Source organism: Mesorhizobium sp. M0140, assembly GCF_040322475.1.
Lineage (GTDB): Bacteria > Pseudomonadota > Alphaproteobacteria > Rhizobiales > Rhizobiaceae > Mesorhizobium.
In genome coordinates this window covers 111568-133958 of sequence record NZ_JAMYTM010000004.1, presented here as the reverse complement: position 1 = coordinate 133958, position 22391 = coordinate 111568, and the positions used below count along the sequence as shown (strand labels likewise).

24 protein-coding genes are annotated in these 22391 nt (G+C 61.8%); 16 read left to right on the top strand and 8 right to left on the bottom strand.

Annotated elements, in window-relative coordinates; genetic code table 11:
• Positions 1-35: 35 nt before the first annotated feature.
• The gene (fae, locus tag NKJ37_RS06045; protein WP_013532036.1) at positions 36-542 is read left to right on the top strand and encodes a formaldehyde-activating enzyme; all 507 of its coding nucleotides are present in this window, start codon (positions 36-38) and stop codon (positions 540-542) included.
• Between the two features lie 137 nt (positions 543-679).
• On the opposite strand, the gene NKJ37_RS06040 is transcribed toward fae, so the two are convergent.
• Positions 680-1390 carry a HisA/HisF-related TIM barrel protein gene (locus NKJ37_RS06040; RefSeq protein ID WP_128303328.1) on the bottom strand — a complete coding sequence of 237 codons (711 nt, stop codon included), beginning with the start codon at positions 1388-1390 and terminating at the stop codon, positions 680-682.
• A gap of 33 nt (positions 1391-1423) precedes the next feature.
• Between NKJ37_RS06040 and NKJ37_RS06035 the strand changes: the two genes are divergently transcribed.
• Positions 1424-2461, top strand: coding sequence for a hydantoinase/oxoprolinase family protein (locus NKJ37_RS06035; RefSeq protein WP_023810417.1), 1038 nt, complete (start codon positions 1424-1426; stop codon positions 2459-2461).
• Positions 2462-2481: 20 nt separating this feature from the next.
• Here NKJ37_RS06035 and NKJ37_RS06030 read toward each other — a convergent pair whose 3' ends face one another.
• From NKJ37_RS06030 to NKJ37_RS06010, 5 genes are read right to left on the bottom strand one after another with little or no spacing between them, the layout of a single operon-like run.
• The gene (locus tag NKJ37_RS06030; RefSeq protein WP_023810416.1) at positions 2482-3072 is read right to left on the bottom strand and encodes a DUF447 domain-containing protein; all 591 of its coding nucleotides are present in this window, start codon (positions 3070-3072) and stop codon (positions 2482-2484) included.
• A 4-nt stretch (positions 3073-3076) separates the two neighbouring features.
• Complete coding sequence (locus NKJ37_RS06025; protein ID WP_352440194.1) at positions 3077-4471, bottom strand: DUF6513 domain-containing protein; 1395 nt, start codon at positions 4469-4471, stop codon at positions 3077-3079.
• The gene (locus tag NKJ37_RS06020) at positions 4464-5015 is read right to left on the bottom strand and encodes a flavoprotein (RefSeq protein ID WP_023810415.1); all 552 of its coding nucleotides are present in this window, start codon (positions 5013-5015) and stop codon (positions 4464-4466) included. The genes NKJ37_RS06025 and NKJ37_RS06020 overlap by 8 nt, the downstream gene beginning before the upstream one ends.
• A gap of 3 nt (positions 5016-5018) precedes the next feature.
• Entirely contained in the window at positions 5019-6848 is a 1830-nt protein-coding gene (locus NKJ37_RS06015; protein ID WP_352773191.1) for a (5-formylfuran-3-yl)methyl phosphate synthase, read from the bottom strand.
• Complete coding sequence (locus NKJ37_RS06010; protein ID WP_352773188.1) at positions 6845-7096, bottom strand: DUF2380 domain-containing protein; 252 nt, start codon at positions 7094-7096, stop codon at positions 6845-6847. Before NKJ37_RS06010 ends, NKJ37_RS06015 begins: the two co-directional genes overlap by 4 nt.
• A 68-nt stretch (positions 7097-7164) precedes the next feature.
• Here NKJ37_RS06010 and NKJ37_RS06005 point away from each other — a divergent pair, with 68 nt between their 5' ends.
• From NKJ37_RS06005 to NKJ37_RS05980, 6 genes are all read left to right on the top strand, one after another.
• On the top strand, positions 7165-8394 hold the full coding sequence (locus tag NKJ37_RS06005; protein WP_352773185.1) for a lanthanide ABC transporter ABC transporter substrate-binding protein PedA1: 1230 nt from the start codon (positions 7165-7167) through the stop codon (positions 8392-8394).
• Between the two features lie 21 nt (positions 8395-8415).
• Positions 8416-9387 carry a YVTN family beta-propeller repeat protein gene (locus NKJ37_RS06000; protein WP_023810412.1) on the top strand — a complete coding sequence of 324 codons (972 nt, stop codon included), beginning with the start codon at positions 8416-8418 and terminating at the stop codon, positions 9385-9387.
• Positions 9388-9416: 29 nt separating this feature from the next.
• Positions 9417-9860: a hypothetical protein gene (locus NKJ37_RS05995; protein ID WP_023810411.1), complete on the top strand. Its 444-nt coding sequence runs from the start codon at positions 9417-9419 to the stop codon at positions 9858-9860.
• Between the two features lie 55 nt (positions 9861-9915).
• Positions 9916-10704 carry a lanthanide ABC transporter ATP-binding protein PedB/LutE gene (locus NKJ37_RS05990; protein WP_352773182.1) on the top strand — a complete coding sequence of 263 codons (789 nt, stop codon included), beginning with the start codon at positions 9916-9918 and terminating at the stop codon, positions 10702-10704.
• Positions 10705-10739: 35 nt separating this feature from the next.
• Positions 10740-11576 (top strand): lanthanide ABC transporter permease protein PedC, encoded by an 837-nt coding sequence (locus tag NKJ37_RS05985; RefSeq protein ID WP_050580490.1) that lies wholly within the window; start codon positions 10740-10742, stop codon positions 11574-11576.
• A 98-nt stretch (positions 11577-11674) separates the two neighbouring features.
• Positions 11675-12205 (top strand): hypothetical protein, encoded by a 531-nt coding sequence (locus NKJ37_RS05980; RefSeq protein WP_352773179.1) that lies wholly within the window; start codon positions 11675-11677, stop codon positions 12203-12205.
• Between the two features lie 16 nt (positions 12206-12221).
• Here NKJ37_RS05980 and NKJ37_RS05975 read toward each other — a convergent pair whose 3' ends face one another.
• Positions 12222-12422 carry a hypothetical protein gene (locus NKJ37_RS05975; RefSeq protein WP_352552657.1) on the bottom strand — a complete coding sequence of 67 codons (201 nt, stop codon included), beginning with the start codon at positions 12420-12422 and terminating at the stop codon, positions 12222-12224.
• A 201-nt stretch (positions 12423-12623) separates the two neighbouring features.
• Positions 12624-13562 (bottom strand): LysR family transcriptional regulator, encoded by a 939-nt coding sequence (locus NKJ37_RS05970; protein ID WP_127319312.1) that lies wholly within the window; start codon positions 13560-13562, stop codon positions 12624-12626.
• 124 nt (positions 13563-13686) lie between these two features.
• On the opposite strand from NKJ37_RS05970, the gene NKJ37_RS05965 reads away from it, so the two are divergent.
• Genes NKJ37_RS05965 through rpe form a run of 8 tightly spaced genes read left to right on the top strand, consistent with a single transcriptional unit; the run spans position 13687 to position 22388 of the window.
• Positions 13687-14733, top strand: a complete 1047-nt coding sequence (locus NKJ37_RS05965; RefSeq protein WP_023810405.1) for a class 1 fructose-bisphosphatase — start codon at positions 13687-13689, stop codon at positions 14731-14733.
• 8 nt (positions 14734-14741) lie between these two features.
• Positions 14742-15614: a phosphoribulokinase gene (locus tag NKJ37_RS05960; protein WP_128303320.1), complete on the top strand. Its 873-nt coding sequence runs from the start codon at positions 14742-14744 to the stop codon at positions 15612-15614.
• Between the two features lie 10 nt (positions 15615-15624).
• Positions 15625-17637 carry a transketolase gene (gene tkt, locus NKJ37_RS05955; RefSeq protein WP_128303319.1) on the top strand — a complete coding sequence of 671 codons (2013 nt, stop codon included), beginning with the start codon at positions 15625-15627 and terminating at the stop codon, positions 17635-17637.
• A gap of 11 nt (positions 17638-17648) precedes the next feature.
• The gene (fba, locus tag NKJ37_RS05950) at positions 17649-18728 is read left to right on the top strand and encodes a class II fructose-bisphosphate aldolase (protein WP_352610606.1); all 1080 of its coding nucleotides are present in this window, start codon (positions 17649-17651) and stop codon (positions 18726-18728) included.
• A 21-nt stretch (positions 18729-18749) separates the two neighbouring features.
• Positions 18750-20243: a ribulose-bisphosphate carboxylase large subunit gene (locus tag NKJ37_RS05945; protein ID WP_013532056.1), complete on the top strand. Its 1494-nt coding sequence runs from the start codon at positions 18750-18752 to the stop codon at positions 20241-20243.
• Positions 20244-20261: 18 nt separating this feature from the next.
• The gene (locus tag NKJ37_RS05940) at positions 20262-20696 is read left to right on the top strand and encodes a ribulose bisphosphate carboxylase small subunit (protein ID WP_013532057.1); all 435 of its coding nucleotides are present in this window, start codon (positions 20262-20264) and stop codon (positions 20694-20696) included.
• A 7-nt stretch (positions 20697-20703) separates the two neighbouring features.
• Complete coding sequence (cbbX, locus tag NKJ37_RS05935; protein WP_023810399.1) at positions 20704-21642, top strand: CbbX protein; 939 nt, start codon at positions 20704-20706, stop codon at positions 21640-21642.
• 59 nt (positions 21643-21701) lie between these two features.
• Complete coding sequence (gene rpe / locus NKJ37_RS05930) at positions 21702-22388, top strand: ribulose-phosphate 3-epimerase (RefSeq protein WP_128303317.1); 687 nt, start codon at positions 21702-21704, stop codon at positions 22386-22388.
• Positions 22389-22391 lie beyond the last annotated feature (3 nt).

Sequence of the window (22391 nt, the reverse complement as noted above, 5' to 3'; positions counted from 1 at the left end):
GTGGACACCATAATTGTGTCTTGGAGGAAATTGGCATGGCAAAAATCTCAAAGGTTATGGTCGGTGAATCGCTGGTGGGAGACGGCAACGAAGTCGCGCATGTCGACCTGCTCATCGGCCCGCGGGGGAGCGCGGTCGAAACGGCATTCTGCAACGCGCTTACCAACAACAAGGACGGCTTTACTTCGCTTTTGGCGGTGATCGCGCCCAATCTTCAATGCAAGCCCAACACCGTGATGTTCAACAAGGTCACGATCAAGGGCGCCAAGCAGGCGGTCCAGATGTTCGGCCCGGCGCAGCACGCCGTGGCAAAGGCCGTGCAGGACAGCGTCGCGGACGGGACCATTCCGGCCAACGAAGCGGACGACGTGTTCATCTGCGTCGGGGTATTCATCCATTGGGACGCGGCGGACGACGCCAAGATCCAGAAATACAATTACGAGGCGACAAAGGAAGCTATCCAGCGCGCCGTTGCAGGAACGCCGACCGCCGCCGAAGCAACGGCCCAGCGCGACAAGGTCAAGCATCCGTTCGCAGCCTAGACAAGAGACAGCCCCGCACAGGAAAAACCCTCTTCTGAGACGGATGGTCTGTTGCGCCGGCTGAAAAAGGTTCTGGGCTTTTGAAACGTCAACTCCCGAAGGGCGCTCGCCCTTCGGGAGTTGACGAGCGACGATTGTCAGGCGCCGAGTGACGCGAGGCGGCCGGGGGTGAGCGTAGCGTTGTGCAATGAGGTTGCGACCAGCGCCGCGGCGACACCCATCGCGGACAAGGCGCTGATGTCGGTCTCATCTCGGACGCCGCCGGCCGCGATGACGGCGCGATTTCCGGCCTTGGCCTTGACCTCCTGCAACCGCCCGAAGTCGGGACCGGCGGCCGCACCGACCTTGGCCAGCGTCATGACAATCACCTTTTGCGGCCAAAGCTCGGGCTCATCGAGAAGAGAACGCGGTCCGCAAAAACTATCGCCGACGAAATCAAGGGACAGGATGAGATCGGGATGATCGCGAAAACGCCGCAGCAACATGTCGTCCCGCTGCGATTCAGAGCCCAAAACAGGAGACAGCGAGCGTTCGGCAAGCGCCGCCAAAAGTGTCTTTTCGTCGGCCACACCGGCATCGACCCAAAGTTCCGGCGGCTCCGCCATCGTCCTCAGCCGGGCGAGTGCGTCGCTGTTTGGCACACCGCCTTCGATAGCGTCCAGATCCGCGATGTAGAAGGTCGAAAAAGGATAAAGCCCACGCAGTCCTTCAGCGACCGCGACGACATCAGGGCTTCGGCTGAGCGGCGTAACGATCGGCCTGTAGCGATCGCGTTTTCCCTGCTGGGCGCGAACCACCACGCCGTCTTTCAGGTCGAGAACCGGAATGATACGCAACGCTTTTTTCACCGACCAATTGCCCCCGTCATGAAAGCTTGAAGCGTGGAAAAAAGAAAGGGCATCATTGCCGGTTTCGACATTGGCGGCGCACATCTGAAGGTGACCCGCGCACAAGACGGTCGCATCGTCGAGGCGGTAACGATCGCAACGCCGCTCTGGCAAGGGCTGCACAAGCTGGCTTCAGCCCTCGACGAAACGGCTCCGATCTACGCGGGTGCGGATCTCAACGCATTCACCATGACAGGCGAACTGTCGGACATCTTTCCGTCTCGCGATGTCGGCGTAGCGGCTCTGCTGGGTCAGATTTCCACCCATTTCCCCACAGACAAAAAGCTGGTCTATGCCGGACCATCCGGTTTCGTCGGGGTCGAGCGGGCAGCGCAGCTAGGCGCCGATGTGGCTTCCGCCAATTGGCACGCGACAGCCTTATTGGTGGCAAAACTTGCCGGCGATGCCCTGTTCGTCGACATGGGCTCCACCACCACCGATATCATCGCCATCAAGAACGGCGCCGTGGCCAATGACGGCTACACCGACGCCGGACGGCTTCTAACCGGCGAATTGGTCTATACCGGCTTTACCAGAACATTCCTGTTCGGCGTAGCCTCGTCGGCTCCCGTCCGTGGCAGGCTAACGCCGCTGATGAACGAGTATTTCGCCTCAATCGCCGACGCTCACCGCATCCTGGGCGTGCTCGACGAGGACGACGACAGGCACCCTCCCGCCGACGGCAAGGAAAAGACCGTGGATGGCTCGATCGCGCGGCTGGCGCGCATGGTCGGGCGCGACGCCACTGACCTTACCCCGCCGGAATGGGGTGAAGTCGCGCGCTGGTTCAGCGAGCAGCAACTGCGCAAAGTGCACGATGCAGCGTCGCTGGTTGCCGGAACCCTGCCTCGGGATGTCCCGATCGTCGGCGCCGGAATCGGCCGCTGGCAGATCAGGCGACTGGCAGAACGCATGGAACGCAGTTACATTGATTTCGCCGACATCATCCCCGCTGATGACACCATTCGCGGGCAAGCGAGCAGCGCGGCACCCGCGTCCGCGGTGGCGCTTTTGGCGGGATATCCTTCGTAAGCAGGTTGCGGCGCCCGCGCCTATGCTCGCGCGTCCTCGCTACCGGAACTTTTGGCGGTCAAGTGATCGCTGACACGCTGCATCAGCCAGCCCCAGGCTTCCTTTTCACCGTCGCCTGCTGTCTTTTCGATGGCGATCGAAAGGTAGGCGATTTCCGCCTCGATCTTGTCGCGCGGCAGCATGCCGAGCCGGCTGACCAGGATGGCCAGCTCAAGCACCGCCGCCTTGGCTCGGTTGAGGCCGGTGAACGGCGCAAGCGCTTCCTCCCGCACCACGCGGCAGAAATGGCGGGGGCGCACGCCATTGTCATCGACTGCCTGGACTTGGAGCCCCGAATACGCCAGCGCCGCCTCGAGCCTCGGCACCGGAAACCCGTCAACCGGAACGATTGGCCAATGCTTGCGGCCTGTCAGGCAGCCGGCAAAGACACGCACGTCGTCGGTATAATTGGCGATGGCGAACGGCACTTCGGCGAGATTGTCGAGCGTGACCGACGGCCGGAACGGCGCAATCACCCAGCCGTCATTCTCGGCAATGATGCCGATCGGCGCGATGTGGACGTTGCCTGCCTTGTTGACCGTCGTGATGATCGATTCGCGGATGTAGGGCATGGTCCTAGCGCTCTTTCCTTGCGCGGAGCGTCTTGCCCGGCTCGGCAAGACGGGTACGGTCGGTTTCGGGAGCCGGCGCGGCAACGCCCCATGCGAGCGGCTCGTCCTGCACATAACGCTTGCCGAGGCGCCACGCGATCTCGGCCTTCATCAGTTCCGCGCCGAGGTAAAAAGCGTGTGCGCCATCGGCGTTGACGTCCAGCCCGGCAAAAAGTTCGAACGCATCCGTGGCAACTGCATGCCCTTTGCTATTGAAAACATGGATGCCGTCCTCCGCTACCGCGATCCGGAAGTTGGCATCGCGCACCTGGACCGCCAATGCCTCGATATCGTCGGTTGAGGCTGTGAAAGGCTTGCGATCGTGGACCTGCAACAGGCCTGGGTGATAGCCGCGCGGCAAGGCGCCGTCCGTGCAAGCAGCCAACATGACGCGGCGGGCGATATCGTGCTCCTCGATCGTCCGCACCGTGTGTGGGCTGACATGCACCGCCAGCACGTTTCGGATCCGGAGTTCCGAGCAGAGTCCCGCTAGAACGGCCGTAACACCAGAACTGTCCGCGTCGGTCAATTCGGTGAGATTGCCGGTGCCCATCAGCAATTCGACGTCCGGCCAGCGGCGCCGCGCCTCGATGAAGCGCCCGAGTGAAACGGCGAAGCCGAAATGGATCGGGTCGAGCACGGGATCGGCAATGAAGGCGATACCGGCCTTTTGCGCGGCTTCGATGGCCCGGCCGAGCGAATCCAGATCGCCAGGCGTGGAAGGTATCAACACTGCCGTAGCCCTATGATCGAAGATCAACGGCAGCGTGTTCTCATCGAGGCTGAGAAGATAGTCCGCGCCGGCGCGTGCCCCGATCGTCAGTTCGTCCACGCTGGCCGAATCGACGCTGACCATAAATCCCCGTGCCTTGAGCGCTCGCACAGCCTCCGCCAGCAATGGAAACGGCGTCTCCGGCAGGCAGCCCAGATCGATGACATCGGCGCCGGCCGCAGCTAGCATCGAGGCCCTCGCCATCAGTGCCTCGACCGACAGCATCGGCGCATCGACGATCTCGGCGAAGATGCGCATATCGTGACGCGTCAGATCCGGCGGTTTGCCCGCCCGGCCAAGGAAGGCCGGAAGGTCGGCGATCTCGTCGGGGCCGCGCACAAAAGGCACGCCGAAATGCTCCGACAGGTGCTCGATGTTTCCCCGATAGCGTCCGGGTAGGATGACGCGGTCGGCGTCTCCTGTCAGAGTGAGCCGACGCTTCACAATGTCCTCGCTCATCAGCGCGGCGACCTTGACGCCGACGTCGACGATTTCCCACGCGAATTCGGTTCTGCCCAGCCCGGCCAGCAGCCGTTCCAGCCGCGCCTTGGCCAGATGGCCGGTAAGAAAAACCAGCCGCTCAGCCATCGCTTGCGAGTTCGGCCTGTCGCCGTGTGAGCGAGGCTTCGAGATCAGCGAGCGACTCGACCACCTGGGTCCGCTCGAAACTCTTCAACTGCTCGGTATTTTCCAGATCGATCCTGCGCGGATAGACCTTGACCAGCCCGTGCGGTGCCTGGGTTTCGAGTTCCGGTGCGGTGTCGCAAGCAAAGACGATGGCTGGCACACGGCACTTTCCCGCTTGGGCAAAGACATTGGTGGCGAGCGTGTCGGAAATGCCATGCACGCATTTGGCGACCGTGTTGGACGTGGCCGGCGCCACCACGACCGTGTGATAGACACCGTGGTAGAATTCGCCGACCGGGATCGCGCTCGCGGTCTTGTCGTGCAGCACGCGCGTCGTCTCCGGGAAATCAAGTTTGAGCTTGTACATGCGCAGCACTTCGTTGGCGGCCTTCGACACGAAGACATCGCAATGTTCGAGTTGGCGAACAAGTGCGAAGCTCTCCGTAAAAAAATGCCCGGAACCCGTCAAAACCCACGCCCAGCGCGGCACATGCAGCTTCACCATCGGCTATCCCGCCTTCTTTGCCGACGACCCTGTAGAAGCCACGATCCTGATGCCGGGCAGCTTGCCTAACACGAGCATCGCGCCGGCCTCGGCAGCATCCTTCGGACCGGCGAGATGGAAATCGACGCCGTCAGGCAGCATGGCGGCAAAGCCTGGGTCGACAATGCCTCGGGTCCTCAGGCTGTCAGCGGTATCGCTGTCGAAGAATGCACCGGTCTGCTTGATAAGCAACAGCGCGTTTGCGCCAAGCTTACCGGCAAGCCAGGCGGCCAGAGAATCGGAGGTAATGTCCCAGGAGGCCGGAACATCCAGCGCCGGCAGTGCCAGTGACGACGGCAGCCACACCGGAACCTTCCCCGCCTCCAACGCTCGCCCGATCTCATCCAGCGACCGTGCCGGCGTCAGCCTTTCGTCCCGGTCGAGGATGACATGGCCGAACTGTTCCATGGCCAGGATCGCCATGGCATGTGCGGCGGTGTCGGAAAAATCCATGCGTGTCTGCGTCTCACGCACATGATCGGCAAAGAGCCCGCCGCCGGGCACGATGACGATCGGCAGCCGGGAACCCGCCAGCGCTGCGATCCAGCTCTTCATCTCCGCCGCGTGGGCCGTGCTGCCGCCAAGCTTGACGATGGCCCGTCGGAGCATTTCGGGGCGTTCCTGGCGCGGCCGGAAGACAACGCTTCGGTCTTCTCGGCCAGCGGTGCCGGAGGCAGCGCCGCGTCCCGCCGATTGGCGCTTGCGTTCGATCTCGACGCCGACACCGCCAGGACCGAGCTCGAGCTTTTCCACCCTTACCGTAACGCGCACGACCCGCTGGTTCTCCAGGACGTGCGCTGCCACCTGCTCGGCCAAAGCCTCGCTGAGCTGGATATGGCCTCGCGCGACGATGGTGCGAATGCCGTCCATGATGATGTCATAAGAGAATACATGGCGCATGTCCTCGGGATGGTCGGTGATTTGCAGCACGTCGGCGGTCACATCAAAGCGCACTTTTTGAGTATGGCCATGCTCGAAGCTGTAGGCACCGATCTGGACCGGCAGAACAAAATCCCGCACAAAAATCCTGTCCGTGCCCAGTGTCGGGTCGGTGTCCGGCGAATAGCCTCTCGCCGCCAACAGGCGATAGTCGATACTCGATTGACCGCCGGTCCCGGATTCCGCCGGGATCAACTCTCGAATCTGCGAGACCGCCTCGGCGCTGATCGAACTCGTGCGACCGGAATGGCCACACAGCGCCCCCCGAAAGCCGAGAAAATCGGGAGCGAAAGGCAAGAGGCGCGGAACATCCGGAGCTTCCAGCGATCCACTCAGGCCGACCATCAGACCGAGCGATTTCGTGCGATCGACGAATCCCGGAATATGCTCCGGCGGCAGATGATCGAGCAGCCGGCCCTTCCCCTTTTGCGCGGTATCGACCATCACGCCATGGAAGCGATGCCTGGCGAACATCGGCAGAAGCTCGAACTCCGGCGCCAGATCGGCAAACAGCACGGCAATCAGCTTCGTTCGTGCGGCGAGCGGTTCGAGCGCTTCCGCGCAGGCAGAGATATTTGCCGAAGGGAAAAATCCGATCTTCACATAGTCGACGCCGGTCGCCGCGATCTCTTCGGCCTTGATGCGGATCGTTTCAGGTTCCATCGGCAGGTCGCCGCAGACGGCGCTGACCGGAGCCCGACCAGCGATGAACGAAATCGTTCGGCGCATGGTTTCCGTGGACACCGCGCCCAGGGCTCCCGCCTTCGGGTCCTTCAGGTCGACGATATCGACACCTCCAGAAAGAGCGATCTCCGCCTCTTCGATGCCGGTGACGCTTGCCAGCATTCTGGTCATTTGAACAGTTTCTCCAGCTTGGAGGACAAGACGTTTTTATAAAGGCAGTCGACGTCGCTGCGCCACGTCTCCTCGGTGTTGCCACGCAAATCGACGCTGGCGGCAGCTGCCGGCCGCGACGGGACGGCGGCATGAGCGTAGCCGTTGATTTGGAGGATAAAGTCAGAGACCTTCCGCACCGTTCCGGCAGACGCGAAAAGTTTCCCGATGGGGTTTGATAAATTTTGCGGGTCCGCTAAGCTGATCATGGGCACCTTGACTTGGCGCGGGTCCGGCAACAGTCGAACCTTTGCGCAAGAATGGGTAATTACTATCGATGACGAGCGCGGTGCCAGGCACTCTCGCTGCCTTTTTGTGCTTTTTTTCCCTGACCGTCAACGTTTCCGATGCGGCAGGCCAGGAAACGGTGGCGAAGCCGGAAAAAAAGACAACTGAAATCAAGATAGGCTATTTGCGCGCCTACGCGCCGCAATTGACGCTTTCCATGCTCGACCTGCCGCCGCGCGACGAAGGTGTCGCCGGCGCCGAGGTGGCGATCGGCGACAACAATACGACGGGAAAGTTCACCAACCAGAAATTCAGCCTCGACGTGACCGAGATCAAACCCGAAGGCGACGCGGTTCGGGCGTTCGAGGACATGATCGCCAAAGGCGACCGCTATGTGGTCGCCGATCTTTCAGCCAAACAATTGCTGTCGATCGCCGACATCGCCCGCGAAAAAGGCGTGCTGATCTTCAACGTCGGCGCGACCGACGACAGCCTTCGCGAGGAGGACTGCCGCATCAACGTTTTCCATATCGCGCCGACGCGCAGCATGCTGGCCGATGCGCTGGCGCAGTATCTCATGGTAAAGAAGTGGCCGAATTGGGTGCTGCTCTATGGATCGCATAAGCAGGATCATCTCTACGCCGATGCGTTGCGCCGCGCGGCAACCCGCTTCGGCGGCCAGATCGTCGCCGAGAAGGAATTCAAGGATACCGGCACAGCCAGGCGCACCGACACCGGCGCCACGCAGATACAGCAGCAGATTTCCGTGTTCACGCAAGATCTCCCGGAGCATGACGTGGTGCTTGTCGCCGACGAAAGCGAGGTTTTCGGGACCTACGTGCCCTATCGCACCTGGACGCCGCGGCTGGTCGCCGGCACGGCCGGTCTGGTTGCATCGTCGTGGCATCCCGCCAGCGAACAATGGGGCGGCATCCAGATGCAGAGCCGCTTCCTGAAGACGACGAGCCGGCGGATGCTCTCCAAGGACATGTCGGCCTGGACGGCGGTGCGTGCCGTCGGCGAGGCCACCACGCGCACCAAGGGCGACGATGCGAAAAAGATCAGCGACTACATGCGCTCTGACGATTTTTCGGTTGCTGCTTTCAAGGGGCAGAAGCTGACCTTCCGCAAATGGAACCTCCAGCTTCGCCAGCCGATCCTGCTTGGCGACACCAAGTCCGTCGTCTCGACATCGCCACAAGAGGGCTATCTTCACCAGGTCTCCGAACTCGACACGCTCGGTGTCGATCAGCCGGAAACGAAATGCGCTCTCAAGTAGAGTCAATCGGGAGGAATTTGCGTGCAGAAACGAGCTTGCGCATTCGCCATTCTCGCGGCCGGCCTGACGGCCAGTCCGGCATCGGCCTATACGGCCTACGTTTCCAACGAGAAGGACAACACGATGACCGTCGTCGACACGGCGACGATGCAGGTGGTGAAGACAGTTGAAGTCGGCCAGAGACCTCGCGGCATCACCATCTCGCATGACGGCAAATTCGTCTACCTATGCGCCAGCGATGACGATACGGTCCAGATCATCGATACCGCGACGCTTGAAATCGTCGGTACGCTGCCATCCGGCCCCGATCCCGAATTGTTCGTGCTCTCGCCGGACGGCAAGACGCTTTATGTCGCCAATGAGGACGATAATCTCGTCACCGCCATCGACGTCGAAAGCAAGCAAGTCCTGGCCGAGATTCCGGTCGGCGTGGAACCGGAAGGCATGGGTGTCAGCCCCGATGGCAAGACCATGGTCAACACCTCGGAAACCACCAGCATGGCGCATTTCATCGACACCGGCACGCATGAGGTGACCGACAACGTGCTGGTCGACACGCGCCCGCGCTTCGCCGACTTCAAGCCCGACGGCACGCAGGTCTGGGTCAGCGCCGAGGTTGGCGGCACCGTCAGCGTCATCGACAACGCCAAACGCGAAGTGGTGAAGAAGATCCAGTTCGCGATTCAGGGACTGCGGGCCGAAACCATCCAGCCGGTAGGCATCGCCATCAGTGCCGATGGCAAGAAAGCCTATGTCGCGCTCGGCCCGGCGAACCATGTCGCGGTGATCAATACCGATACCTACGAGGTGGAGAAATACATCCTCGTCGGCCAGCGCGTCTGGCATCTGGCCTTCACGCCCGACCAGAAAACGCTAATCACCACTAATGGCAATTCCAACGATATCACCTTCATCGACACGGCCACCGACGAGCCGGTCCAATCGCTCACCGTGGGCCAGCAGCCCTGGGGTGTGGTCATTTCGCCCAAATAGCAGACATTGATCATCGGGAGGCTCAAGACATGAAACTTTGCCGCAGGTTTTTCTTCGCCGCGCTCGCCGGATTTGTCCTTGCTCCGATCGGAGCAAGCGCCGACGACGCAACACCAAAACCGTCGCGTGCCAGCAAGAACCTGCCGGAATTGATTATCGGTTCGGCCGATTCCACCTATGCCGTCAATCAGAAGGACTTCGAGCTGATCGCCGGCCAGGGGTATCGCTGGAAGATCACCTCCAAAGGCGGTTTCGAATACAAGTTCGTGACCGACCTCTTCCGCAATGTCTGGATGGACCAGATCGTCATCAACGATTTGGAAGTGCATATGGACGGCGGACCAGCCTGGCTGGAATTCGACGATGCGGGAACGATCCAGGTGCAGTTCCATACCGTTCGCCCGGGCGAATATACCTGGTCGGTTCCCGACCTTGCCGACAAGGGACTGAAGGGCAAGATTACGATCAAGTGAGACAAAGGCGACCAGGGCGCCAGATAGCCAACGCGTCCTGAAGGAGCGACCCGGCATGCAGCATATGAGGACAAACGGTCCGGGAGAAGAGGTGGCGGCGCTCGATGTCGGCGCCGCCAGCCATTCCTATGGCCAGAAGCGGGCGCTCAACGACGTCTCCTTCTCGATCGCGCCGGCGACTTTCACCGTTCTGCTCGGCCTCAACGGGGCCGGCAAGACAACGCTGTTCTCACTGATAAGCCACCTCTACGACACGCGTCACGGATCGATCCGCATCTTCGGCCATGACATTCGCCGCGCGTCCGGCGAAGCACTCAGACGGGTCGGCATCGTGTTCCAGGCACGCACGCTCGACCTCGACCTCAGCGTCTACCAGAATCTCTCCTACCACGCCTCGCTGCATGGCATTGGCGGACGCGAAGCTCGCCAGCGCATTGCCGCGCTGCTTGAAACGGTCGACATGCAGGGCCGCCAGCACGACAAGGCACGCAGCCTCTCCGGCGGTCAGATGCGACGCATCGAAATCGCCAGGGCGCTGCTTCACCGACCTTCCCTGCTCCTGCTTGACGAGGCGACCGTCGGCCTCGACATCGAGTCCCGCGCGGGCATCCTCGCCACCATCCGCAAGCTCGTCCAGGCAGAGGGCATCGGCGTGCTCTGGGCCACGCATCTGATCGACGAAGTCGAAGACGCCGACCATGTCGTCATACTGCGGCGAGGTGACCTGGTCGCGAGCGGCAAGGTGTCGGATGTGATCCGTGCGAACGGCGGAAATTCGCTTCGTGAAACCTTTTCGAAGCTCAGCCGCGTCGATGCGGCGTGCATGGTGGAGACGTCACCATGAGCGCTCCAGCGATGCCCGGAAAGCTCGCCGGCATCATGCCGGTGCGGTCTGAGCCATTCGGCCTGCGCCACTATCTCATTTGCCTGAAAGGTGTCGTCCTGCGCGAGTGCCTGCGCTTCCTGCACCAGCGCGAACGCTTCATTTCCTCGCTGGTCCGGCCGCTCGTCTGGCTGTTCATCTTCGCCGCCGGCTTTCGCCAGGTGCTCGGCGTGTCGATCATCCCGCCCTACAAGACCTATGTGCTCTACGAGGTCTATATCACACCGGGCCTTTGCGGCATGATCCTGCTGTTTTCCGGCATGCAGTCTTCGCTGTCGATGGTCTACGACCGCGAGATGGGCAACATGCGCATCCTGCTGGTCAGCCCGTTTCCGCGCTGGTTCCTGCTGGTGTCGAAGATGCTCGCTGGTGTGGCCGTATCGATCGTGCAGGTCTACGCGTTCCTGATCGTTGCCTGGTTGTGGGGCGTCAAGGCGCCGCCACTCGGCTACCTCTACGTGCTGCCGGCACTGTTCCTGTCGGGCATGATGCTTTGCGCGCTCGGCATGCTCTTGTCTTCGCTGATCAAGCAGCTCGAAAACTTCGCCGGCATCATGAACTTCGTCATCTTTCCCGGCTATTTCGCGTCTCCGGCGCTGTATCCCTTGTGGCGCATCCAGGAGGCGAGCCCGCTGCTCTACAAGATCTGCCTCTGCAACCCGTTCACCTATGCCGTCGAACTGATCCGCTTTGCCTTCTACGGGCAGATCGAATGGCTGTCGCTGGGCGTCGTCGCCGGCTGCACGCTGCTGTTTCTGGGCGGCGCCATCATCGCATACGACCCTTCGCGCGGTTTGGTGATCCGCAAACAGGACATGGGAGGAAACGCCTGATGGCGCGAATGAGGCTTGCTCACACTCTGGTTCTGGTCGCCACGCTTGCCTCGATGGGGAGCGCCGGCGCGGCAAACACCGATCCCGACTGGCCCTGCATGCAGCGTAAGGTGCCACAGCTCTCGCTTGGCCAGATCTGGAATGGGCCGGAGCTTCCTGCGACCGCGAAAGATTGGGCGAAGGATCACGGTGTGTCGGCGCTTGTCGAGGCGGTGGCGGCCCGGCGGACGCCGATTGCCGAAGCCCAAAAAGAGATCAAGGATTTCGCGACTTCCCTGCCGCCCGAGCAGGTTGCGCCAAAAATGACGATGCTGGTGCAGGGAATGTTCGACCAAATGGACGCCGAGCGTTCGCACGTGATCTCCGGCATCTCCCGCTACGCGCACAAACAGCTCGAAATGGCGGCACAGTTGCGCAAGGAAGCATCCGAAGTCGACGCGCTGCGCGCCAAGGCCGATGCGGATCCGGACGAAGTCGAACGGCGAACCGACCAACTGAATTTCGCGACGCGAATTTTCACCGAACGGGTCCAGTCGCTGACTTATGTCTGCGATGTGCCTACGATAATCGAGCAGCGGCTTTACCAGTTGTCGAAGACCGTCTCGGAAACGCTCGTCGTGAAGAAATAGACCTTGGCCGCCTGCCTCATGACCCCCTGCCAGGCAGCACACGCCAGCGCTGCACGAAATAACCGGGATGCGTCTCGATCCACCGAGCCACCAGCGGCTGCGCCTGCATGAAGGCGGTCCCGGGGTTCATCGCCATACCGTCCACCATTTGTTCGCGTTGTTCGCAGGTCCGCGGTACATCCGTCAGGCAGACCATCATAACGAGTGTGTAGAGCATTGCCCCTTTTCCCCTTCGAATTCCCGAACGCTACCCGGGAGGTTTCCGAACAGTCTGCAGGGGTTGCACATACGGATCGCTTACGGGTGTGAAAGGACGTGGCCCCCGCTCTTTCGCACTGCAACATAACATATTGCTTATATAACACCAACGATCGCGAGCGTTCTCCACCGGGCTTTCATCCGTTGCGTTCGTGCAATGTCATCCCGCCTTGTCTGGATACAGCTTTCCGAAAAGGGGCAGATACATCGCGCCCTTGCGCATCAGGAAATCGTTGAACGTGGCCATGGCCGGCGAGATCGCGTGATCGGTTCGCATCACCGAAAACCATTGCCGGCGGATCGGCATGCCGACAACGTCGAGGATGACAAGCCGGCCTGCTTCGGTTTCCGCAGCGATGGTGTGGGCAGAGATGAAGGCGATGCCGAGACCAGCCATCACCGCCTGCTTGATCGTTTCGTTCGAGGCCATCTCGACACCGAGGTCGTCGATGCGCCCAGGTACGTCGCTCAGGAATATTTCCAACGAGATGCGGGTTCCGGAGCCGGGCTCGCGAATAAGGAAATGCTCCTCGGCGATGCGCTCCTTGGAGATATCGCGCGCCGCGACCAACGGATGGTCGGGCGGCGCGATGATGACCAGCGGGTGATCGCCGAAGACCGAAGCACGCACCGGAACCTCCTTCGCCGGGCGCCCCATCAGCGCGATATCGATGTCGTGATTCCTGAGGTTGTCGATCGTCTGGGCACGGTTGCCGATGGCAAGCCGCATGTCGATGTCGGGATGGTCCTTCATGAACGCAGCCATCAGCCGCGGCGCGAAATATTTGGCGGTGGAAACAACGCCGAGCCTCAAGCTGCCGGTGCGTACGCCCTTGATGGCATCCATCTTGTCTTCGAGCAAACCGAGATGCTCCTCGATAACCTGCGCTGTCTCGACGAAAGCCCGACCTGCGGCAGTGGGACGCATGCCGTCCGACGTTCGGTCGAACAGAGCCAGCTGGAATTCTTCCTCCACTTGCCGCAGCTGGATTGTCAGCGCTGGAGGAGACAGACCTAACATCTTGGCTGCGCTGACAATTTTGCCGCACTTGATGATTGCCTGGACGGTCTTGAAATGCTTAAGGGTGAGGTTTCTCATGCCGCATACTAAATTATTTTTACTGATTAAGTAAAGTTATTGAATTTTACTTATCTGGCGACGTTTGTTTCCATTCCTCCAGTCCAGCCGCTCCGAGGAGATGCGGCCCGACCGGGAGGTTACGATGCCAGCGGCAACGCTCGACGCTTTTCTGAACTCCTATCTCGGCCAGCCTGACGAATTTCGCTCGGCAGTTGTGACGACCGTCCGTCAGTTGACACAGGCCGCCATCAAGGTCCGCAACACCATCAACCAAGGGGTGCTCGGCGCCGCCTTTGCCGAAACCCGTGGCGCCAATGCCGATGGCGACGTCCAGAAGGATCTCGACGTCTTCTCCGACGACATCTTCCTCGACGCCATGCGCCGTGCACCGGTCGCGCTTTACGCCTCCGAGGAGCTGGAGCAGCCAGTCCTGCTCGACAGGCAAGCGCCACTCGCCATCGCGATCGACCCGCTCGACGGCTCTTCCAACATCGACACCAACGTGTCGATCGGAACGATCTTCTCGCTCCTGACCGCAACTGGCGCGCCGGACGCTGATCCGGCCGCCTCTTTCCTGCAGGCGGGCGTGAACCAGCTAGGCGCCGGTTTCTTCATCTATGGGCCGCAGCTGGCACTCGTCCTGTCGCTCGGCAGCGGCACGCATGTCTTCGTCTTCTCGACAAGGCTCGGAACCTTCGTCCAGGCCTATGAAAGCCGGATCATTCCGCAACGCACTCAGGAGTTCGCCATCAACGCCGCCAACTACCGGCACTGGGACGAGGCCGTGCGGCTCTATGTAGACGACTGCCTGGAGGGCACCGAAGGACCGCGCGAGAAGGATTTCAACATGCGCTGGATCGCCTCTCTGGTTGCCGACTGTTACCGCATATTGATGCGCGGCGGCGTTTTTCTCTACCCCGGCGATCGGCGCAAGGGCTATGGTCAGGGACGGCTGCGCCTCGTCTACGAGGCCAACCCGATCGCCTATCTCATAGAACAGGCTGGCGGTGCCGCCACCGATGCGATCAACCGCATCCTGGAAATCGAACCCGAGAGCCTGCATCAGCGCGTGCCGATGATCTTCGGGTCGGCGCGGGAAGTCGCGCGCATCACCCGCTACCACACAGAGCCGAGCAACATCGGTGAGCGTGCGCCGCTGTTCAGCCGCCGCGGCCTGTTCAGAGCCTGAGCAGCACCATGTCAGCCAAGCACCCCATCATCACCATCACCGGGTCGTCGGGCGCCGGCACGACCTCGGTCAAGCGCATCTTCGAGCTGATTTTCCGGCGCGAGAACATCGAGGCCGCTTTCATCGAAGGCGACGCATTCCACCGCTACGACCGCGCGGCGATGAAGGCAAAGGTGGCCGAGGAGGAAAAGGCCGGCAACCCGAACTTCACCCATTTCAATGCCGCGGCCAACGAACTCGGAATTCTCGAAGAGGTGTTCACGGAATATGGCCGCCGCGGAACCGGCAAGACCCGCACCTACATTCATGATGAGGAAGAGGAAAAGCAGCACGGCACGCCACCGGGAACCTTTACCGAATGGCGCGAATTCGCTCCCAGCGACCTGCTCTTCTACGAGGGGCTGCACGGCTGTGTCGTCACCGACACGATCAATTTGGCCAAGCATGCGGATCTCAAGATCGGCGTCGTGCCGGTCATCAATCTCGAATGGATCCAGAAGATCCATCGCGACCGTTCGACACGCGGCTATTCCACCGAGGCGGTGATGGACGTGATCCTGCGCCGGATGCCCGACTATGTCCGCTACATCGTCCCGCAATTCTCGCAGACCGCCATCAACTTCCAGCGCGTGCCGATCGTCGACACGTCCAACCCGTTCATCGCGCGCTGGATCCCGACGCCGGACGAATCGATGCTGGTTATCCGCTTCGCCAATCCGCGCGGCATCGATTTTCCGTATCTGCTGTCGATGATCCACGACTCGTTCATGTCGCGGCCAAATTCCATCGTGGTGCCAGGCAACAAGCTCGATCTTGCCATGCAGCTGATCCTGACGCCGCTCATCCTGCAATTGATTGAACGCAAGAGCCGTGTGTCGTGAGGAGGATGCAATGACCAGCCAAACAGCACTGAAGCCCGTCACCACAACCGCTCCCGTCTCGGAGCGCGACATGGCGAACGCCATTCGCGCGCTGGCGATGGACAGTGTCCAAAAGGCGAATTCGGGTCACCCTGGCATGCCGATGGGCATGGCCGATGTCGCAACGGTGCTGTTCAACCGCTTCATCAACATCGATCCGTCGAGGCCGGGCTGGCCCGACCGTGACCGTTTCGTGCTTTCAGCCGGCCACGGCTCGATGCTGCAATACGCGCTGCATCATCTGCTCGGCTATGAAGACATGCAGATCGAGGAATTGCAGCGATTTCGGCAGTTGGGCAGCCGCACCGCCGGACATCCGGAATACGGCCATGCGCTTGGCGTGGAGACCACCACCGGACCGCTGGGACAGGGCATTTCCACGGCGGTCGGCATGGCGCTGGCGGAACGTATGCTTGCCGCCCGCTACGGTACCGATCTGGTCGATCATCATACCTATGTGATTGCGGGCGACGGCTGCCTTCAGGAGGGCATCAGTCACGAGGCGATAGACCTCGCTGGTCACCTGAAGCTTTCCCGCCTGATCGTCTTCTGGGACGACAATGCGATTTCCATTGACGGGCCGACCTCCCTCTCCACGTCGATGGACCAGCCGGCGCGCTTCAAGGCCGCCGGCTGGGATGTCCAAAGCGTCGCCGGCCACGACATGGAGGCAGTCGCCGCGACAATCGAGTCGGCGCGGCGGTCGGATCGGCCATCGCTGATTGCCTGCCGCACAGTGATCGGCATGGGTGCCCCCAATCTCGGCGGTTCGGAGAAGACGCACGGCGCACCGCTGGGTGAAGCAGAGATCGCCGCGACACGCGAAAACATCGGCTGGGCCCACGCGCCGTTCGATGTGCCGGATGATATCCTTTTCGCCTGGCGCGAGATTGCCGGTCGCGGCGAAGCGATGCGGCGCGCCTGGGAGCAGCGGCTTGCCGCCTCGCCGCGGCGCGAGGCTTTTGAGAGCGCCGTCGCCGCCGAACTGCCCGACACCGTCTTCAAAGCGCTCGACGCCTTTCGTCGCGAACATGTCGAGAAGGCAACCAAGGTGGCGACGCGAAAAGCCTCCGAAATGGCGCTGGAGGCCATCAACGGCGTAACGGAATTGACCGTCGGCGGCTCGGCCGATCTGACGCATTCAAATCTGACGATCACCAAGGGCATGAACCGCATTGCGCCGGGTGATTATGCGGGCCGCTACATTCACTACGGCATTCGTGAGCACGGCATGGCTGCCGCCATGAACGGCATCGCGCTGCATGGCGGTTTCGTGCCCTATGGCGGTACGTTCCTGTGCTTCGCCGATTATGCGCGCGGCGCGATGCGGCTCTCGGCGCTCATGGGCCAGCGCGTCATCTATGTGATGACACACGATTCCATCGGCCTCGGCGAGGACGGCCCGACGCACCAGCCGGTCGAGCACCTTGCGATGCTGCGTGCCACGCCTAATCTCAACGTCTTCCGCCCGGCGGATGTCATCGAAACGGCGGAGTGCTGGGAACTCGCGCTAAAGAGCAAGGATCGGCCGAGCGTCCTGGTGCTGTCGCGCCAGAACTTGCCGATGCTGCGTCGGTCGCACAGCGACGAGAACCGCTCCTGCCAAGGCGCTTACATCCTGCGCGAGCCGACAAAGCACCGCGCCGTCACCCTGATCGCCACCGGCTCGGAGGTCGAGATCGCGGTTGCTGCCGCCGAAAGGCTGGAGACCGAGCATGGCGTCGCCGTCGCCGTCGTGTCGATGCCGTGCTGGGAGCTTTTCGAGGAGCAGGAAAGCGCCACCCGCAAGGCCGTTCTCGGCTCGGCGCCGCGCGTCGCGGTCGAAGCGGCAGCCCGGCTGGGCTGGGACCGCTGGATCGGCGAGACCGGCGCTTTCGTCGGCATGACCGGCTTCGGCGCCAGCGCCCCTGCCCCCGACCTCTACCGGCATTTCAACATAACGTCCGAAGCGGTTGCTGCAGCGGCGCTGAAGCTCATCATCTAGGAGGATTCACAATGGCTCGCATCACCCTTCGCCAGCTTCTCGACCATGCCGCCGAGCACGGCTACGGCGTTCCGGCATTCAACATCAACAACATGGAACAGGGCCTCGCCATCATGGAGGCGGCCAAGGCCTGCGACGCGCCAGTCATCATCCAGGCTTCACGTGGCGCCCGGTCCTATGCCAACGACATCATGCTGGCCAAGATGATGGAGGCGCTGACCGAAATCCACCCGGCCATCCCGCTATGCATCCATCAAGACCACGGCAACAGCGAGGCCACCTGCCTTTCCGCGATCCGCCACGGCTTCACCTCGGTGATGATGGACGGATCCTTGATGGCGGACGCCAAGACGCCGGCAAGCTACGACTACAACGTCGCCATAACCGAACGCGTCGCACGCATGGCGCATTGGGTCGGCGCTTCCGTCGAAGGCGAACTGGGCGTGCTCGGCTCGCTGGAAACCGGCCAAAGCGAGGCGGAGGATGGCCACGGCGCCGAGGGCGCGCTCTCTCACGACCAACTCTTGACCGATCCAGATCAGGCGGTCGATTTTGTGACTGCAACCCAGGTCGACGCGCTGGCGATTGCCTGCGGCACCTCGCACGGCGCCTACAAATTCACCCGCAAGCCGGACGGCGACATCCTGGCCATGCAGGTGATCGAGGCGATCCACGAGAAGCTGCCCAACACGCATCTGGTCATGCACGGCTCTTCCTCTGTGCCGCAGGAGCTGCAGGACATCATCAACAGATACGGCGGCGAGATGCCCCAGACCTTTGGCGTTCCGGTCGAGGAGATCGAGCGCGGCATCCGCTTCGGCGTGCGCAAGGTCAACATCGACACCGATTGCCGCATGGCCATGGCCGGACAGTTCCGCCGCGTCGCGACGGAAGACCCGCGCGAGTTCGATCCCCGCAAATTCCTGAAACCCGCCATGGATGCCTTGCGCGATCTCTGCCGGGACCGCTTCGAGCGTTTCGGTACGGCCTCCAACGCCTCGAAGATCAAGGTCATCGCCATGGACGAGATGGCGAAACGTTACGCCGCGGGAAAACTCGACCCCCATATCGCAACCGCGAAAGCCGCCTGAGCAACAAACAGGAGACCTGTCATGAACAAGATCGACATACTGCCAGCGGGGACGCTCAAGGAAGGCAAGGAACGCTATAAGTCAGGGGTCATCCCCTACAAGAAGATGGGCTATTGGGAGCCTGACTACAGGCCCAAGGAGACCGATCTGATCGCCATGTTCCGGATCACGCCGCAGCCGGGCGTCGACCACGAGGAGGCGGCGGCCGCCATCGCCGGCGAATCCTCCACTGCGACGTGGACCGTGGTGTGGACCGACCGGCTGACCGCCTGCGAGCTCTACCGCGCCAAGGCGTTCAGATCCGAGCCGGTGCCGAACACCGGTCCCGGAACCAAGACCGAACAACAGTACTTCGCCTACATCGCCTACGACCTCGACCTGTTCGAGCCGGGCTCGATCGCCAATTTGACCGCATCGATCATCGGCAATGTGTTCGGCTTCAAGGCAGTCAAGGCGCTGCGGCTGGAAGACATGCGTATCCCGGTCGCGTACCTCAAAACCTTCCAGGGGCCGGCGACAGGCATCGTGGTGGAGCGTGAGCGGCTCGACAAGTTCGGCCGGCCGCTGCTCGGCGCTACGACGAAGCCGAAGCTCGGCCTGTCGGGCCGCAATTACGGCCGCGTCGTTTACGAAGCGCTGAAGGGCGGCCTCGATTTCGTCAAGGACGACGAGAACATCAACTCGCAGCCCTTCATGCACTGGCGCGACCGCTTCCTCTACTGCATGGAGGCCGTGAACAAGGCGTCGGCTGCCACCGGCGAGGTCAAAGGCCATTATCTCAACGTCACCGCCGGCACGATGGAGGAGATGTACGAGCGCGCCGAATTCGCCAAGCAGCTTGGCTCCTGCATCGTCATGATCGACCTCGTCATCGGCTACACGGCGATCCAGTCGATGGCCAAGTGGGCACGCCGCAACGACATGATCCTGCACCTGCACCGTGCCGGCAACTCGACCTATTCGCGCCAGAAGAACCACGGCATGAATTTCCGCGTCATCTGCAAATGGATGCGCATGGCCGGCGTCGACCACATCCATGCCGGCACGGTGGTCGGCAAGCTGGAAGGCGACCCGCTCATGATCAAGGGATTTTATGACACGCTGCGTGAGGAGCGCACGCCGCAGAACCTCGAAACCGGGCTGTTCTTCGATCAGGAATGGGCCTCGCTCAACAAGGTGATGCCCGTCGCCTCGGGCGGCATCCATGCCGGCCAGATGCATCAGTTGATCCACTATCTCGGCGAGGACGTCATCCTGCAGTTCGGCGGCGGCACAATCGGCCATCCGGACGGCATCCAGGCAGGCGCGACGGCCAATCGCGTCGCCCTGGAAGCGATGATCCTGGCCCGCAACGAGGGGCGCGATTATTTGCGCGAAGGGACCAAGATCCTCGAACAGGCGGCCAGATGGTGCACGCCGCTGAAGGCTGCCCTGGAGACCTGGAAGGACGTCACCTTCAACTACGAATCGACCGACACGGCCGACTTCGTGCCAACCGCAACACCCAGCTTCTAGACGAAAGGAACCGTCGTCATGATGACCAATCCGGGAAACAAGGTCACGCAGGGACAGTTCTCGTTCCTGCCCGACCTGACCGACGAGCAGATTTCGGCGCAGATCAAATACGCGCTGAAGAACCATTGGGCGGTCAGCGTCGAGTACACGGACGATCCGCATCCGCGAAACACCTACTGGGAAATGTACGGCAACCCGATGTTCGATTTGAAAGATCCGGCGGGCATACTGCTCGAGGTCAATGCTTGCCGGAAAGCCTGTCCGAACATGTATGTGCGGGTAACCGCCTTCGATTCGACCAAGGGCTGGGAAGCGCCGCGCATGTCGTTCATTGTCAACCGGCCGCCCAGCGAACCCGGGTTCCGGCTGCTGCGCCAGGAGCGCGACGGCCGCAGCCAGGGTTATTCGATCGTGCCTTATGCGACCGACAGGCCCGAGGGCGAGCGGAGCTAGCTGAACCATGCTGAACGCGATGACCAAGGACGCTGCCGCACAGGACGCGACGGTTGATCTGCAGGCCGAGTTCGAGGCCTCCAACATCGACGAGGTGATGGACAAGCTCGACCGCGAACTCGTTGGCCTGAAGCCGGTCAAGACCCGCATCCGCGAGATCGCCGCTCTCCTCCTGGTCGACCGGCTTCGCCGCAAGTTCGGGCTGACCTCGGGCGCCCCGACGCTGCACATGAACTTTACGGGAAATCCCGGCACCGGAAAGACCACCGTGGCGCTGAGGATGGCCGAAATCCTGCATCGTCTGGGCTATGTCCGCGAAGGCCACATGGTCGCCGTGACGCGCGACGATCTTGTTGGCCAGTATGTGGGCCACACCGCGCCCAAGACCCGCGAGGTGATCAAGCGTGCCATGGGCGGCGTGCTTTTCATCGACGAGGCCTACTATCTCTACAAGCCCGAGAACGAACGCGACTACGGCCAGGAATCGATCGAAATCCTGCTGCAGTGCATGGAGAACAACCGTGACGATCTGGTTGTGATCCTTGCCGGCTACAAGAACAAGATGGACCGCTTCTTCGACAGCAATCCCGGTATGCGTTCGCGCATCGCCCACCATCTCGATTTCCCCGACTATGGTGTCAGCGAACTGAAATCAATCGCCGAGATTATGCTCGCGGAGCAGAATTATCGCCTCAGCGAGGCGGCATCCCGTGCGCTCGAAGAGTATCTTCCGATCCGCATGAGGCTGCCGCATTTCTCCAACGCGCGTTCGGTCCGCAATGGGCTCGATCGGGCACGGCTGCGGCAGGCCAACCGGCTTTTCGCATCGCGCAGCAGGGTGTTGACCAAGGCCGATCTTGTCACCATCGAGGAATCCGACATCCGCGGCAGCCGCGTGTTCGCGGAAGGGAAACTCGAAGGCGAACCGGAGACGAAGATGCGCTGACGGGATGAAGCCGGCTGGCGCAGAGACCAACAGCGCAGACAGGATTGGAGACGACGACCATGGTCACCAGGACAATCATCGCACCCTCCGTGCTTTCCGCGGATTTCTCGCGGCTCGGCGACGAGGTCGAAGCTGTCGTGCGGGCGGGTGCCGACTGGATCCATCTCGACGTGATGGACGGGCATTTCGTACCCAACATCACCTTCGGTCCGCCGGTGATCAAGGCGATCCGCGACCGAACGGACAAAGTCTTCGACTGCCATCTGATGATCGCGCCGGCCGACCCCTATCTGGCCGCCTTCGCCGACGCCGGCTGCGACATCATCACGGTGCACGCCGAGGCCGGGCCGCATCTCGATCGTTCCCTGCAGGCGATCAAAAATCTCGGCAAGAAGGCCGGCGTATCGCTGAATCCTTCGACGCCGGAGAGCGCCATCGAATATGTGCTCGACAGGCTCGACCTGGTGCTTCTGATGACGGTCAATCCAGGCTTTGGCGGCCAGGCCTTCATTTCCGCGGTCATCGAGAAGATCAGGCGAATCAAGGCACTGGTTGGCCACCGCCCGATTGACATCGAAATCGATGGCGGCGTCACGGCCGAAACCGCCCCGCTGGTCGCCGCGGCCGGCGCCAATGTGCTGGTCGCCGGGTCGGCCGTGTTCAAGGGGGGCACCGAGGCGGCCTATCGCGCCAACATTGGAACCATCCGACAGGCGGCCGACGGTGCGATCCGGAAAGCCGCGTAAACC